We start from the raw sequence: 14178 nt of genomic DNA on the forward strand, positions 1-14178 counted from the left end.
CCTATAGTAGAACGATATGGGTGAGAATGTCAGGTATTCAGAGACGCGTCATGGCACGTCTCTACATTAGGTTGTAGATCGGATGGGCTTTTAAGAAATAGTCTTGAGGGAGGGAGGGAGTGAGTGAGGGAGTGAGGGAGGGAAGTGTTTGTTCCATTCATAACGGGTGGCGTGCCGCCTGTGGGGCGCTTTCAAGAATGTATCGTCTTTGAATCAAGCCTGTAATTTTTGCTACAATAGTCTCAATATTGGTGTAAGCAGACTGGGGTAAGAGCCAAAGCAAATAAGCGGCTATCCAGGTCATTAGTGTACGACGCGGCTCTTCAAGGAGGATACGCCAGTGAGTCAATAGAGCCCGATTGATTAATTGCACGGCGATAGCTCCCTCCGCTTGCAGGCGTACTGCTCTGCGAGCCAAATACCGAAACTGATAAGCTCTAGATTGGTTTGCTCGTTGGGCAATAAGTTCGGGAGCGTAGGAGCGTACCCGTTCAATGACTTTTTCCCAAGCCTCTACTTTCTTAGACCAATTAGATGAAAGTGTTCCCCCAGTCACTCGGTAGAGCGTCAAAGCTTCTGGAATCCCTTCAATTTGCCAAGGAGTCTGAAGGGCTATACGTAACAGAAGTTCCATGTCCTGTGACATACGGAAGCGTTCTTCAAAATAGAAATCCTCCACAAAACCATGAAGATTGTCCTGAAATTTAATGCCTTCAAACACCTCTCGTCGATATACCCCAGCAGAACCATTTCCAACTGGATCGTGGCAAAGTAAATAAGGTGGGGTGATTCCACTGAGTTTTGGCATATGATAAGTTCCTAAAGGTTGCCCAGCCTCATCAATAAAAGCTGAGAGGCTAAAACTTACTCCTACTGCTGGTGATTTTTCCAGATGAGCGATATGTTTTTCTAGCTTTTCTGGTAACCACAAATCATCAGCATCAATCAAAGCCAGATATTCTCCCTCTGCTTGACGAATACCAGTATTTCTGGCTCCAGCTAATCCACGATTTTCCTGTCGGATAATTTTAATTCTGGAATCTGTGAACTGCTGGCAAATTTCTATACTCCGATCTGGGGAACCATCATCAATAATAAGAACTTCAAAATTTTTATAAGTTTGTTCCAACACAGATTGCAGTGTAGCAGCTATATATTTCTCTGCTGCGTATACTGGAATAATTACAGAAACTTTTTTCATCTTTAAGACCGACTTCGTTTCAGTCACGTTCTCAGGTTGTATTGTTAATAAGGTAATCTCCCGTATAGCAATGGAAATACTACCTGCTGGCTACAATCTCATCTTCTGTTGATAGCATTCCCTCTAGGTACGAGAATTATCCCTCTGGATATCCGCTTAGGGATGTCCAAGAAATAAATTATCCTTTGAATGTGGGACGGGCGTCCTCGCCCGTTCTATCCCAGTGACGGGCGTCAATCCCGCACCACAAGAGAAAGTTGGATATTTTTTTATCTGGAAGTCCCTTAGCTCCAAAGCAATCCTAAGTAGGTCGGTAAGAAAAAACCTAACTAGTAAGGGTCGTCCTTTGTCATTTGTCATTAGTAAGGGTGTTAATGGATTTACATTGTGTAGGACAAATGACTAATAACCAATGACCAATGACAAGCTAATAAACACTAATTAGTTGGCTTGATACTGTATACTCTCGGTACCATTCTACAAAACGATTGATACCTTCTTCAATTGAAGTCGTTGGCTTAAATCCTACATCACGGATTAAGTCGTCCACGTCAGCGTAGGTTGTGAGAACATCTCCTGGTTGCATGGGTAAGAAGTTTTTCTTGGCTTCCTTACCCAAAGTCTTTTCAATTACCTTAATAAAGGTCATCAATTCCACTGGTTGATTGTTACCAATGTTGTAGAGCCTATAAAGTGCTTGACTATCTTCGACAGTAGGGGTTTCGGGAGGTTTTTGCATCACTCGAAAGACTCCCTCAATGATATCATCAATGTAAGTGAAGTCACGTTGCATTGTGCCAAAGTTGTAGACATCAATGGGTTTACCTTGGTCGATCGCTTGCACAAACTTGAAATATGCCATGTCTGGTCGTCCCCAAGGGCCGTAGACTGTGAAAAAGCGCAATCCCGTCGTGGGGATCTGATAAAGATGGCTGTAAGTGTGCGCCATCAGTTCGTTAGCTTTCTTGGTAGCAGCGTAGAGAGAGACAGGGCGATCGACGCTATCGCTAACGGCAAAAGGAACTTTGGTATTTGCACCATACACAGAACTGGAAGAGGCAAAAACTAGATGCTGAATTTGACTGTGGCGACATCCTTCCAGAAGATTAATAAAGCCTGTGATGTTACTGTCTACATAAGCTAGGGGGTTTTCGAGGGAATAGCGTACACCTGCTTGAGCGGCAAGATGAACTATGTAATCGAAGGAGCGGGTTTGGAAAAGTTGGGTAACCCCAATGCGATCGCTCAAGTCCAAAAACTGAAACTTAAACCCTGGCTGAGGAACTAGCCGTTCTAACCGAGATGTTTTTAGCTTGACATCATAGTAATTATTCAAATTGTCGATGCCAATAACCTCCATCCCTTCTTGAAGAAGACGCTGTGCTAAGTGATAGCCAATAAATCCAGCAACTCCAGTAACAAGTACTTTCATCATTAATATTCCTCAAAATTGAATGACCAAAAAAGGATGAAGGATAAAGGATGAAAAATAGGTTGATAAATAAAAACTTGGTCATGGCAGTTGCTGTAAGCTTTGGGAAAAAAGCCAACGTACCGCCTCCTGAATTTATTAATGGTTAACTGACATCTTGCACCTTCTCAATAAAGGGGTGGTGGGCGGTGCCCACCCTACGTAATAATAAGCTTTTCAGCAAAAAATCTCTTTCAACTCGCACTCATAAATGTAGTTGTGGATGCGAGTTGCAAAGAGACACTAACGCAGCAATAAATATTTTGAATCTTGCACGTCAAGCTAGGGATGGGCAGTCCCAAAGTAACGCTACAGGAGTCGCAACCTCTACTCTGCTTGGCGCAAGCCTGGTTGAGCAAGTAGCGACGTAGAGTGTAGAATCCCCACCTTCAAGGTACTCCTAAGGTGGGGAGTGTCAATCTTAGCGATCCCACTGGATCGGGATATTTTGAGCGAGTAGAAATTTTTCTCTATTCGTTTCTTATTTTTACAAATAAAGAATTTTTTCTCATATGCTAGCTATCAAAGGTAAAAATATCGCCTCAGTCACCCTTGGTCTAGTCGCACTAGTATATTCTACTACTGTGTCCCATGTAGACGTACACCCTTTTTTGAAAGGAGAAACTATTCTTATTCCCCTACAGCTACTTGCATTAATCTACGTAACCTACTGGCGATGGAGTAACTTAACAAAACTTAACAAATAGGACAATCTGTCAATGCTTCGGAATTCGCCTACGCTCAAATAAGAGACGCTGAAATGCGGCGTTATTATTTCGTAGCAAATCAAAAAATTTCCATGCAATTTGTCTCGAAAACAAACCTTCCCTTAGAACCCGTTCCGACGCTAGAGAAAATTACTTTGGATGTCGGAGGCATGAAGTGTGCTGGCTGTGTCAAAGCAGTGGAACGCCAGCTGAATCAACACCCAGGAGTGAAAAACGCTTGTGTGAACCTGGCAACAGAGGTTGCAGTCGTAGAATTAGAAATTGGTGTGACAGACCCAGATGCCGTGGCAAAGCAATTGACAGCGGCAGGATTCCCGACTCAACCCCGGAAACTAGGGGGGAAAGGGGCAGGCGAGACACAAGAAACGCCAAATCCAGAAGAACGACAGCGTCAGGAAATGCAGTCCGCAGGTCGGCAATTGGCAATCGCCGCATTACTGCTTGTGCTGTCAGTCATCGGTCATGCTGGCAGTTTAGGAGCACCCATACCGTCCATTTTGCATAACATCTGGTTTCATTGTGGATTGGCGACGGTAGCCATACTCATCCCAGGTTGCCCGGTTTTAGTGGATGGCTGGTTGGGAATACGGCACAAAGCACCCAACATGAACACCCTTGTAGGATTGGGAACCCTTACGGCGTACATAGCGAGCTTAATTGCCTTACTGTTTCCCCAACTCGGTTGGGACTGTTTTTTTGATGAACCAGTCATGATGCTGGGCTTTATCTTGTTGGGGCGGACGCTGGAAAAACGAGCCAGAGGTCGTGCTGCAGCCGCATTCAAACAATTGCTGGCTCTCCAGCCCCAGGTAGCGCGATTGATTGCTAAACCAAAGGCGGCTGGTGCTACTCCGGCTGTTTCTCCCAATGGCGGTGTTGTCGAGATCCCCGCAGAAGTGGTGCGTGTTGGTGAATGGTTGCAAGTCCTCCCTGGAGAGAAAATTCCCGTGGATGGGGAAATAGTAGATGGACAAACAACCGTTGATGAGTCAATGCTGACTGGGGAAGCGGTACCCGCAATCAAGCAACCAGGAGATTCAGTCACAGCAGGGACAATCAATCTATCAGGTGCGATCGCAATCCAAGCCACCCGCACTGGCAGCGATACAACTCTAGCTCAAATTGTTGCCCTAGTAGAAGCAGCACAAACTCGCAAAGCACCCGTACAACGATTGGCAGACACAGTAGCTGCATATTTTACCTACGGTGTGCTGCTAGCCGCTTTACTTACATTTGTCTTCTGGTACTTTTTCGGCACTCACATTTGGCATGGCACCCTCATGTCCCACGCCATGCAAACAGCTCACCATTCTCCCTCTGCCTCAGTTTCTCATACCCTCGCTCCCTCCCCCCTCCTCATCAGCCTGAAACTCGCGATCGCCGTCATGGTAGTTGCTTGTCCCTGTGCGTTGGGGCTTGCTACACCTACAGCGCTTTTAGTTGGTACGACACTCGGCGCAGAGAGGGGTCTTTTCATCAAAGGCGGCGACGTTTTGGAAAAAGTACACCGTCTTAGCACCATCGTTTTTGATAAAACAGGTACCCTGACCACAGGTCGTCCCATTGTTACGGATTGTTTACCTTTAGGAGAAAATGAGCCGATTAAGCAACAAAGCGACAACCTAACTCCCTCCCTTCTTCAGCTAGCAGCAGCAGTAGAAACTGGGACAATTCATCCACTAGCAACAGCAATTGTGCAAGAAGCACAACGGCAAGAATTACCAATTCCCAATGCTGTAGATTTTCGTACAGAACCAGGGCTTGGGGTATCTGCTGTTGTAGAAGGCTTCTTAGTACTTTTAGGGAATAGCGACTGGCTGGAGTGGCACGGCATTCATATAGATGAAACTGTCACAAAACAAGTTCAAGCACTCGCAACAGATGGTAAAACAGTAGTTTTTGTAGCAGTTGAAGGGACAATCGCTGGATTGATTGGTGTTCGTGACACCTTAAGACCAGATGCTAAAGCAACAGTAGACAAGTTGCGTCAAATGGGTATGCGAGTCATGATGTTGAGCGGCGATACACCACAAGCTGCAACTGCTGTAGCCAAAGAATTAGGACTGGAAAGTGCTGATGTTATCGCTGGTGTTCCTCCTGCCAAGAAAGCCACTGCCATCAAAGAGTTACAAGAGTCCAACACAACTGGGAGAAATTCTTCCCCCACTCCCCACTCTTTTATTGGAATGGTCGGTGACGGGATTAATGACGCCCCCGCTTTGTCTCAAGCAGACGTGGGAATCGCCTTACACTCAGGAACTGATGTGGCAATGGAAACAGCGGAAATTGTCTTAATGCGCGATCGCTTAATTGATGTTGTAGAATCCATTCAACTCAGCCGTGCTACCTTTAGGAAAATTGGTGAGAATTTATTCTGGGCTTTCGCGTACAACACCCTTGGCATTCCCCTTGCTGCTGGTGTTCTACTGCCTAGTTTAGGTTTTGTTCTCAGCCCTTCTGGTGCTGCTGCATTAATGGCTTTTAGTTCAGTGAGCGTTGTAACCAATTCTCTGTTACTAAAACGTTTTACTCATCATTTGTGAGATTCTGCTCTCAGGCCAACAAAAGTTCTTGAGTTAACTTCTTTAAACTGCAGTAGATATAAAGAGTAGAGCGAAATCTTTCGTTCTACTCTTTCACTTAAAAATACAATATAACAGTGTAGGTGGGTATCAAAAGATTACTATAGAGTAATGACGGGGAAAGATACTCAACAAATTTTTATTGACAGCAGCTCATCCGATTTTAACAACGATTTGTCAATGGCAGCAGAAACTAATGAAAGTCATCTACTCATAATAGAGGACGACCAAGGACGTAAAGAGTTTACACTAGACCGTCCCGTTTATTCTATTGGTAGAGACCGCGAATGTGATATCCGCCTTGTTTCACAATTTGTCTCGCGCCGCCACGCCACACTGGTTAGGCTACCGCGTGATGATAAAAAATTTACCTTTTATTACCGAATTGTCGATGGTGATGCTAAAGGCAAAGCTAGTTCCAATGGTTTGATGATCAACGGTCGAAAAATACCAGCTCATGACCTCAAGAATGAGGATGAGGTGGTTTTTGGTCCCCAGGTTCGTGCCATTTATTATTTACTCAAGGATAGTATGCGCTCCACAGGGCAGACGGATGCTAGCGAGTATGATATTACGCTGATTAACCCCGGAATGACCGAGGATATGGAAGACTAAAACCAGAGCAGACCCTGTAACGTTTCCACAATCAGCTTGTATCTTTTTAGGCATTTTGCTTTAAGCTAGCTTTTTGTCTTTGCTAGCCCAAGCAGAAGCCTTTTTTTACAAGCCGCTAATAACCTAGCCTGCAAGACTCTCTATCAGATGCCAATGACGACTATGTTCAATTTCCTGTTTAACAAACTCAAACATTTGTCGGCAGTGATTATCAAGCTGAAGAGGCAGTTCCTCGTTTTTAATCACAATACTCATCCGCGTTTCTGTTTCAGTGGCGGAACTTTTATCAATTAGTGCTTCCACTGTCACTAACTTGGAAAAGGGTACGGTACCGGGAATTTCACGTGCCATTATGTAATCGGCTGTATAATATTGTACATCCAAATGACAGTCCTGAAGAAGTTCTACCATCAATGGCTGAAGATGGTTAATAGCAACAGAAAGAACAAAAGAACAGGTATAGCGAGCCATAATAGACCCAAGCCTTGCAACACTCCGTCCATCCTATAATATCCAACCGCCCAACAGCTAAGTTATTACATGATTAAACAACTAAGTTTTGAAAAAACCACTGCAAGGAGAAGGAGGGTTAGCCCAATTTAGGCAACTGGCGTCCCCCAACATCAATTTACGGGGCTTTCAGTCGGTTTTCTTGTAAAATAAGAGCTTTGACATCTCAACTAAAAACAGATTGGTGCAGCGCATTTCCTACAAATATTGTCAACATATCCACAAAAAGGACGGATACAGCTATGCATTCTAGGATATTTGCACAGCGACGCCAGTTGCTTCAACGTGGAGAACCCGCGCAACGCACTGGCTCGTTAAAATCCCTCGTGTCGCAGTTCCACCGTGGTTCAAAGACACACGCTTTCCCAGCTCTCGGAGGTTTTTAGATGAAAGTAGCGATCGCTGGAGCAACGGGATTTGTGGGGGGTCGTTTGGTACAACGGCTCCAGAAAGAGGGTATGGAAGTAGTTGTATTAACTCGTAACACTTCCTTTGCCCAAAAGATTTTTCCACCTACGGCTTTTCCAAATGTAAAAATTATTGCCTATACACCAACAGTATCTGGTTCTTGGCAAAGTGCCATTGCTGGTTGTAATGCTATTGTCAATCTTGCAGGTGAACCAATTGGTGAAGGACGCTGGACGCCACAACGCAAACAGGAAATTTTAGAAAGCCGTAAGCTTGTTACGCAAAAAATCGTCGAAGCAGTAGCTAGTGCTAATCCTAAACCAAGTGTACTAGTTAATGCCTCGGCAATTGGTTACTACGGAACTAGTGAAACTGCTACCTTTGATGAAAATAGCTCCCCTGGAAGTGATTTTCTTGCTCAAGTTTGTCAAGCTTGGGAAGCAGAAGCAAAAAAAGTCACAGAGGCTGGTGTGCGATTGGTTATTTTGCGCTTGGGTATTGTTTTAGGTACGGGCGGTGCTTTGGGTAAAATGATTACTCCATTCAAACTCTTTGCTGGCGGTCCTATCGGTAATGGTCAGCAATGGTTTTCCTGGATTCATATAGATGACCTTATTAACCTGATTTTGCAAGCTCTCACTCAAGCTGAGATGCAAGGGGTTTATAATGCTACTGCCCCTCACCCCATCCGCATGGCAGAGTTAAGCACAACTATGGGACGTATTATGAATCGCCCCTCTTGGTTACCCGTCCCTTCTTTTGCAATTGAAGCCCTTTTAGGAGAAGGCTCAATAGTTGTCCTGGAAGGTCAGCAAGTCCTCCCCAAACGCACTCAGTCTACAGGTTTTTCCTACAAGTATCCTAATTTGGAACCTGCTCTGGCACAAATTTTGAAAGAAAGTCCTTAGTTATTAGTCATTTGTCATTAGTCCTTGGTCATTAGTTCTTGGTCATTAGTCCTTGGTCATTAGTCCTTGGTCATTAGTATATTGATATGCCCAACGATCTGTTGCATATTTTTGAGGAAGGATTTTTTGAAATACCAGAACTGGCTCGCCTAGAAAAAGATTCTCAAGACGTGCTTCCTTATCGCCGTCAACGGGATGATAGTGATGACAAAATTCCTATCGAAAAAGGGTTTGTGCAATGTCAAGAGTTTCCCTTGGTATTTATGACCAGTAATGAAGCGCGAGAGTTTCCACCAGCTTTTCTGCGCCGATGTTTGCGCCTATCTCTCAAACAACCTGAAACGGAGGATGGCTTCTATAGAATTTTAGAAAAGCGGTTTGATTCCGAGCATCTAAAACAACTGGAAGAGCCAGCTAGGGAATTAATTAAAAATTTTCTCGCTCGCATTCAGAAGAAGGATGCAAAATTAGCGACCGACCAATTGTTAAATGCCGTCTATCTCTTAGTGCAAGGTGACAACCTCACCCAAGAGGATCGTCAATTTTTGTTGGATACTATCTTTAAACCGCTGTGAGGTAGAAAGGGGAAATGGCTGGAGAGAAAGATGAATGGTGGGTAGATGAAACAAAGGTTGCTGAACTAATTTGGTGTGCGGCTCACTTGCATCGCATCATTGCCCCTTTATCCCCTAAAGGCGTTGAACGACCGGAAGATTTGCCTCCTCTTGATGGGGGGTCATCTACTGAAAAACTCTTGGAAGATAGTGCCAAGACTACTCCCCCCTCGGCTGAAGAGACACCACGCACACCTATTGCCGCTTATGCCAAAAACTCTGAGTCTCCCCCTGCTTCCTCTAAAAAAACAGAGTCACCTAAGCGCGATCGCGCTTCACCAATTCGTGTTCCTGACCCATTTCCCCTACCCAAACCAGCAGCGATCGGTAAGACGCTTTTGCCCTTAGCCAAGAAAGTTCCAGGTAACTTGGCGAGTGACTTGGATATTGATGCCACAGTCGAGCAGACAGCTGAGGCAAATGGATTGGTGATGATGGCATTTTGCCCTCCCTTAGAACGATGGTTTGAGGTACATTTACTGATCGATCGCTCACCTTCAATGGCTTTTTGGGGAGATTTAGCAGAGGGGGTAGCAACACTCTTTCGCTGGCAAGGATTTTTTCGAGATGTGCGAGTTTGGCAGTTTGAGACGGGAAACACTGAGCCACGGTTGTTTTCAGGACCAGAGCGTATTCAACGGGAGGTTCGCAGTCTCATTGCACCGGGGCGGAATCGACTCTTTATCGCCTTGACAGATACCCTGGGGAAGGCTTGGCATTCAGGAAAGGCATTTGAGGCACTGGCGATTCTGGGGGAGCAGCATCCCGTTGCTATTGCCCATGTTTTTCCCCAGAGTTTATGGCGGCGAACTGCTTTGCAACAGGCGATTTTACGCCCCTTAGTTGCTCCCCAGCCAGGGTGCGCGAACTCAATGTTGAAAGTGGGAGCTAGGCTCCATACCAAGTCTCCCCTCTATCGGTTCCCAATTTTTAACTTATCCCTCAATCATTTTACGACTTGGGCAAATTTCCTTGGGGGGAGTGGAGGTAATTCTATCCAGGGAATTTTAATCAGACAGGAAGCACCAGCAATTCCCGAGGTTGACGAACCCGAATCAGTGGAGGAGAAACCCGAAGATTTACTGCGCGGATTTCTGAGCGATGCCAGTCCCGAAGCGCGGGAACTTGCCAAGGTTCTGGCTGCGGTTCCCCTTTTCCCTCCAGTAATGCGGTTAGCACAACAACAGTTTTTGCCCGAGAGCCAACACTGGCATTTAGCAGAAGTCTTTTTTAGTGGTCTGCTTCAACGGTCTGCCTTGGGACCAGAAAAGGCAACTGTTCCAGAAACTTGGTATGAGTTTAAACCAGGAATTCGCGAATTGCTGCTGGCAAATAGCCCGGTTCTACGCACGGCTGAGATTTGGCGGGAAATTGGAGATTTTATCGAGCATCACCTTGGAAGCCTGCGAGATTTTCAGGCGCTTATTCCCAACCCAGAGGGTTCTATTCAAGATGCACCTGCGGACAGGGATCTCTATTTTGCCGAAGTTGATGCGGCGGTTCTCATGACTTGGGGCGGGGAATATGCCAATCGAGCGCAAAAACTCCGCGAGCAAGTGGCAGCACGCAAACGAGAGAAAGAGGGTGATCGGATTAAAGGCTTCCCACCGATAAGAACCTTTGCCTTTGAATTTGAAGTCGCACTTATAGAGGTTAATGAATCTGCTCAAGTCGTTACAGGTAATCCTCTCGAAATTGCAGATGAGATAATTTTTACACACACAGAAAAACACCTCAACGATATTGAACAGTTAATTTTACAGGGAACATTAGCTAATCAAACTTATGAGCAAATTGCAGCGTCAACAAAATACTCTGTGCCTCATTTAAAAGATGTTGCTCTCAAACTCTGGGAAGTTTTATCAGAAGTGCTTGGTGAAAAAGTTACCAAAAGAAATCTCCAAAAAGTCCTCAAGCAATTGGCTGCTCGTCGTCATTTAACCATTCGTCGTCATCGTCAACAAGCTCAGTGCTTTATCGAAGACTTAGGAAATGGAGTGCAGCTAGACATGGTAGCCATTCCTTCCGGAAGCTTTTTGATGGGTTCGCCGGAAGATGAGCCCGAGCGCTCTAGGTCTGAAAGTCCTCAACATAGCGTAACAATTCAATCTTTCTTTATAGGCAAGTATCCTGTAACTCAAGCACAGTGGAGAGCAGTAGCCTCTCTTCCACAAGTCAACCAGGAACTTAACCCCGCTCTATCTAGATTTAAAGGTGAAAATCGTCCTGTTGAATGCGTTTCTTGGCATGATACAATTGAATTTTGTGAGCGACTTTCCCTATACACTGGCAAGCCCTACCGTCTCCCGAGCGAAGCTGAATGGGAGTACGCCTGTCGTGGGGCAACTACCACCCCTTTTCACTTTGGCAAAACAATCACATCTGATTTGGCAAATTATAATGCAAGGTATGCTTATGATAAGGGTGTGAAGGGAACTTTCCGAGGAGAAACAACATCAGTAGGCAGCTTTGGTGTTGCTAATGCCTTTGGATTATACGATCTGCACGGAAATGTATGGGAATGGTGTGCTGATCATTGGCATAATAATTATGAAGGAGCACCCATTGATGGCAGTGTTTGGTTAATAATTGATAATGATAATACTTTATTGCTGCGTGGTGGTTCGTGGGTCAACGATCCTGAGGACTGCCGTTCAGCGTATCGTGTCCGCCTCAATGCGGGCAGCAGGCTCAGCGACCTTGGTTTTCGTGTTGCGTGTACTGCGTGGACATAGTACCACTTTATAGTCTTGCCCTCTTGCCCTTTTTTTATTCCTTTCCCCTCATTATAGCGAGCGAAGCGATCTGAAAAATTTTTTTTTGAAAATGGATGAACTACCAATTATACAAAAAACTTATGATTTGATTAAATGGTACGTACCAATCCTTAACCGTCTTCCAAGAGATCATAAATTTATGTTAGGAGACAGAATAATCAGTGGATTGTACAATCTGCTAGATGATTTAATTGAGGCTAAGTACGCTTCCGACAAGTTGGCAATATTACAATCGTTGAACACAAGACTAGACGTTTTACGTCATCAGACTCTTTACACAAGACATAGGAGTGGAAATTAATTATGCGTTATCTAAAACCGTTGTAGAGACCAGCCATGCTTAGTCTCTACATTCTTTGTCCGAGATGTCCATAAATAAGTCGGTGTAAATATTTGTTACTGGTTAGTATACTTAAGTTCCAATAGGGAAACCCGTGCTTAAAAACAGGAGAAAAATCTGGATAAATTGTGAAAAAAAACCGAGAAAAATAAGATTTTTGGTAGATTGCAATTGATAAGGCAGCGTGTTGGTAAGTCAGTGCGTTGTGGAGGTTCACCCCGTTGTTGCAACTGGCGAACCTAAAGGACGTCTGGTTTTTACCAGTTGTAGCGACTGCCGCTTGTGAATAGAGAAATGCGTATGGAAAACACTCTGCTAGGTGGCTTCGTATCCCAGTCTGATGCCCACGACCTGAAATCACGTCTTGAATGGGGGCAACCAGGTTTTACCATTGTTGATGTGCGCGATCGCTCAACTTACAACCAAGGTCATATTACTGGAGCAATCCCGATGCCCTTAAGTGAACTAACAAAAAGAGCGTCGTCCCTGGTGAAAAATCGCGACATCTATATTTACGGTGACAGTGATGAGCAATCCGCTCATGCAGCAAAAGCACTTCGAGATTCTGGGTTTACTCGTGTTGTCGAACTCGTAGGTGGTCTTTCTGCTTGGAAGGCTGCAGGCGGAGCTGTAGAAGGAATTTAACACAAAGATCTAAATCTTTTATCTGCCAGCTATCAGTGTTCTACCGATAGCTGGCAGTCACTCCCCGAAAACTCATTCAGCAACTCACAGTGCTAAAGCTTTGGCAGATTCTTCATGATTTAGTATCCCGTTGAGCAAAGAAGCGGGACGGTGTTGATGAGGCCAAGCAAAAGCGTGACGAAATGCAGCATCTTGACAAGCTTGTAGTTGCTTAAAGTTAATAATGTCGTAAGTCAAGAGATTTTCATACTCAAAAGGTAAGCGTACATTGTGCAATCCAGCATTATCAGTACAAATAGCGATGTCTACCCCCGCATCAAAACAACGGTCAAACACGAGCTTGAGTTGGCGGATGTTTTGCAGGGTACCGGTTTTCAGGTAAGTTGTGGGGCAAACTTCCAAACACTGACCGCGTCTTGCCACATCTTTGAGTAACTCCGGGTATAACAAGGGAATTTGGATACCATGCCCAAGCCGCATCAAATAGGGTAAGAGTTGGGGATAACAACCGGCTGTGGTTTCGTAAAGGTGTCCTGTGGTGTTGAGATTTTGCGATCGCGCATAATCGTACAGGCTAATCCATTCGTCCATACGCTCAGCATAGTAGCTATCACCACCAGCTACATCTATACCACAAACATACTCCCTATTTTGCACTGCCAAATCTACAATTGCCTTGTTGACTTCAAAGGGAAGGCGAGTGTGCATGCAGAGAATTTGGCTGGTGACAATTGGATATTCCAACAGTTTGCTTGCTTTGCCCACCACCTCTACAATTTCTGCCATCTTCTCAATTCTCTCAGATTGACTGAGATGGTCTGGGGTACGTAGGTAGGGAGTGTAACGCAGTTCCAAATAAGCCAAATTTTCAAAAATATAAGCACCCCGGAGCAGGCGATAAATAAAGTAAGGTAGTGTTTCCACTGTTTGCACGCTTTCTACCAAGGTGTGCAATTCCAGATACTCATCCAAAGTATTGCGGGGTCGAGTGTAAAATTCCTCAAATTCAGAATAATCGGAAAATCGGGAAATTAACTCAGATGAGTGGCGCTCAAAGTAACGCCACAAAACACGCGGTACAACCGAACCGCCCAAATGCCTGTGTAATTCAGCGTAAAGAGCCATAGTGATTTTTTTACGAAAAATTTTAATTATTATTAACAGTAACAAATTTAAAAACAAGATAGTTCCATCGGATTTTGTATAAAACTTTCTTATATGCTCCGGATGATAGACACCTTGCTTGTACTGTTTACAATTTTTTCTAAAATCCTTTAACAAAATTGAGTAACAATACCTAACATTTGAAAACGCGATCGTTCCGTAGGTTGGGTTGAGGCACGAAACCCAACATCTTCCCACATCGTCCAACACCCACC

General features: G+C 44.7%; 12 protein-coding genes and 1 pseudogene. 9 read left to right on the forward strand and 4 right to left on the reverse strand.

Annotated features, from left to right (window positions below; translation table 11 throughout):
* Positions 1–157 precede the first annotated feature (157 nt).
* Positions 158–1201 carry a glycosyltransferase family 2 protein gene (locus ACYRY3_RS06895; RefSeq protein WP_460200960.1) on the reverse strand — a complete coding sequence of 348 codons (1044 nt, stop codon included), beginning with the start codon at positions 1199–1201 and terminating at the stop codon, positions 158–160.
* Positions 1202–1628: 427 nt separating this feature from the next.
* Positions 1629–2633 (reverse strand): NAD-dependent epimerase, encoded by a 1005-nt coding sequence (locus ACYRY3_RS06900; protein ID WP_460200974.1) that lies wholly within the window; start codon positions 2631–2633, stop codon positions 1629–1631.
* A 188-nt stretch (positions 2634–2821) separates the two neighbouring features.
* Here ACYRY3_RS06900 and ACYRY3_RS06905 point away from each other — a divergent pair, with 188 nt between their 5' ends.
* From ACYRY3_RS06905 to ACYRY3_RS06915, 3 genes are all read left to right on the forward strand, one after another.
* Positions 2822–3043: a zinc ribbon domain-containing protein gene (locus ACYRY3_RS06905; protein WP_460200961.1), complete on the forward strand. Its 222-nt coding sequence runs from the start codon at positions 2822–2824 to the stop codon at positions 3041–3043.
* Positions 3044–3471: 428 nt separating this feature from the next.
* The gene (locus ACYRY3_RS06910) at positions 3472–5943 is read left to right on the forward strand and encodes a heavy metal translocating P-type ATPase (protein WP_460200975.1); all 2472 of its coding nucleotides are present in this window, start codon (positions 3472–3474) and stop codon (positions 5941–5943) included.
* Positions 5944–6093: 150 nt separating this feature from the next.
* On the forward strand, positions 6094–6597 hold the full coding sequence (locus ACYRY3_RS06915) for an FHA domain-containing protein (protein WP_460200963.1): 504 nt from the start codon (positions 6094–6096) through the stop codon (positions 6595–6597).
* A gap of 123 nt (positions 6598–6720) precedes the next feature.
* Here ACYRY3_RS06915 and ACYRY3_RS06920 read toward each other — a convergent pair whose 3' ends face one another.
* The gene (locus tag ACYRY3_RS06920; RefSeq protein WP_460200964.1) at positions 6721–7068 is read right to left on the reverse strand and encodes a hypothetical protein; all 348 of its coding nucleotides are present in this window, start codon (positions 7066–7068) and stop codon (positions 6721–6723) included.
* A gap of 281 nt (positions 7069–7349) precedes the next feature.
* Here ACYRY3_RS06920 and ACYRY3_RS06925 point away from each other — a divergent pair, with 281 nt between their 5' ends.
* From ACYRY3_RS06925 to ACYRY3_RS06950, 6 genes and pseudogenes are all read left to right on the forward strand, one after another.
* Positions 7350–7493: a hypothetical protein gene (locus tag ACYRY3_RS06925; RefSeq protein ID WP_460200965.1), complete on the forward strand. Its 144-nt coding sequence runs from the start codon at positions 7350–7352 to the stop codon at positions 7491–7493.
* A complete protein-coding gene (gene thyD / locus ACYRY3_RS06930) occupies positions 7494–8423 on the forward strand; it encodes a thylakoid membrane protein ThyD (protein ID WP_460200967.1) in 930 nt (309 codons plus the stop codon).
* Positions 8424–8509: 86 nt separating this feature from the next.
* On the forward strand, positions 8510–8998 hold the full coding sequence (locus tag ACYRY3_RS06935) for a hypothetical protein (RefSeq protein ID WP_460200968.1): 489 nt from the start codon (positions 8510–8512) through the stop codon (positions 8996–8998).
* Positions 8999–9012: 14 nt separating this feature from the next.
* Entirely contained in the window at positions 9013–11772 is a 2760-nt protein-coding gene (locus ACYRY3_RS06940; RefSeq protein ID WP_460200969.1) for an SAV_2336 N-terminal domain-related protein, read from the forward strand.
* Positions 11773–11863: 91 nt separating this feature from the next.
* Positions 11864–12085, forward strand: a pseudogene (gene avd / locus ACYRY3_RS06945) (diversity-generating retroelement protein Avd); the annotation flags it as partial.
* Between the two features lie 369 nt (positions 12086–12454).
* Positions 12455–12799 (forward strand): rhodanese-like domain-containing protein, encoded by a 345-nt coding sequence (locus tag ACYRY3_RS06950; RefSeq protein WP_460200971.1) that lies wholly within the window; start codon positions 12455–12457, stop codon positions 12797–12799.
* An 84-nt stretch (positions 12800–12883) separates the two neighbouring features.
* Here the strand turns inward: ACYRY3_RS06950 and ACYRY3_RS06955 are convergent, their stop codons facing one another.
* A complete protein-coding gene (locus ACYRY3_RS06955) occupies positions 12884–13924 on the reverse strand; it encodes an adenosine deaminase (RefSeq protein WP_460200972.1) in 1041 nt (346 codons plus the stop codon).
* Between the last annotated feature and the right edge of the window lie 254 nt (positions 13925–14178).

This window comes from Scytonema sp. NUACC21 (genome assembly GCF_054684315.1).

Coding starts and splice junctions, on each gene's coding strand:
- ACYRY3_RS06955 (WP_460200972.1), bottom strand. CDS start 13,924: ATGGCTCTTTACGCTGAATTACACAGGCATTTGGGCGGTTCGGTTGTA.
- ACYRY3_RS06950 (WP_460200971.1), top strand. CDS start 12,455: ATGGAAAACACTCTGCTAGGTGGCTTCGTATCCCAGTCTGATGCCCAC.
- ACYRY3_RS06910 (WP_460200975.1), top strand. CDS start 3,472: ATGCAATTTGTCTCGAAAACAAACCTTCCCTTAGAACCCGTTCCGACG.
- ACYRY3_RS06940 (WP_460200969.1), top strand. CDS start 9,013: ATGGCTGGAGAGAAAGATGAATGGTGGGTAGATGAAACAAAGGTTGCT.
- ACYRY3_RS06895 (WP_460200960.1), bottom strand. CDS start 1,201: ATGAAAAAAGTTTCTGTAATTATTCCAGTATACGCAGCAGAGAAATAT.
- ACYRY3_RS06920 (WP_460200964.1), bottom strand. CDS start 7,068: ATGGCTCGCTATACCTGTTCTTTTGTTCTTTCTGTTGCTATTAACCAT.
- ACYRY3_RS06925 (WP_460200965.1), top strand. CDS start 7,350: ATGCATTCTAGGATATTTGCACAGCGACGCCAGTTGCTTCAACGTGGA.
- ACYRY3_RS06935 (WP_460200968.1), top strand. CDS start 8,510: ATGCCCAACGATCTGTTGCATATTTTTGAGGAAGGATTTTTTGAAATA.
- thyD (WP_460200967.1), top strand. CDS start 7,494: ATGAAAGTAGCGATCGCTGGAGCAACGGGATTTGTGGGGGGTCGTTTG.
- ACYRY3_RS06900 (WP_460200974.1), bottom strand. CDS start 2,633: ATGAAAGTACTTGTTACTGGAGTTGCTGGATTTATTGGCTATCACTTA.
- ACYRY3_RS06915 (WP_460200963.1), top strand. CDS start 6,094: ATGACGGGGAAAGATACTCAACAAATTTTTATTGACAGCAGCTCATCC.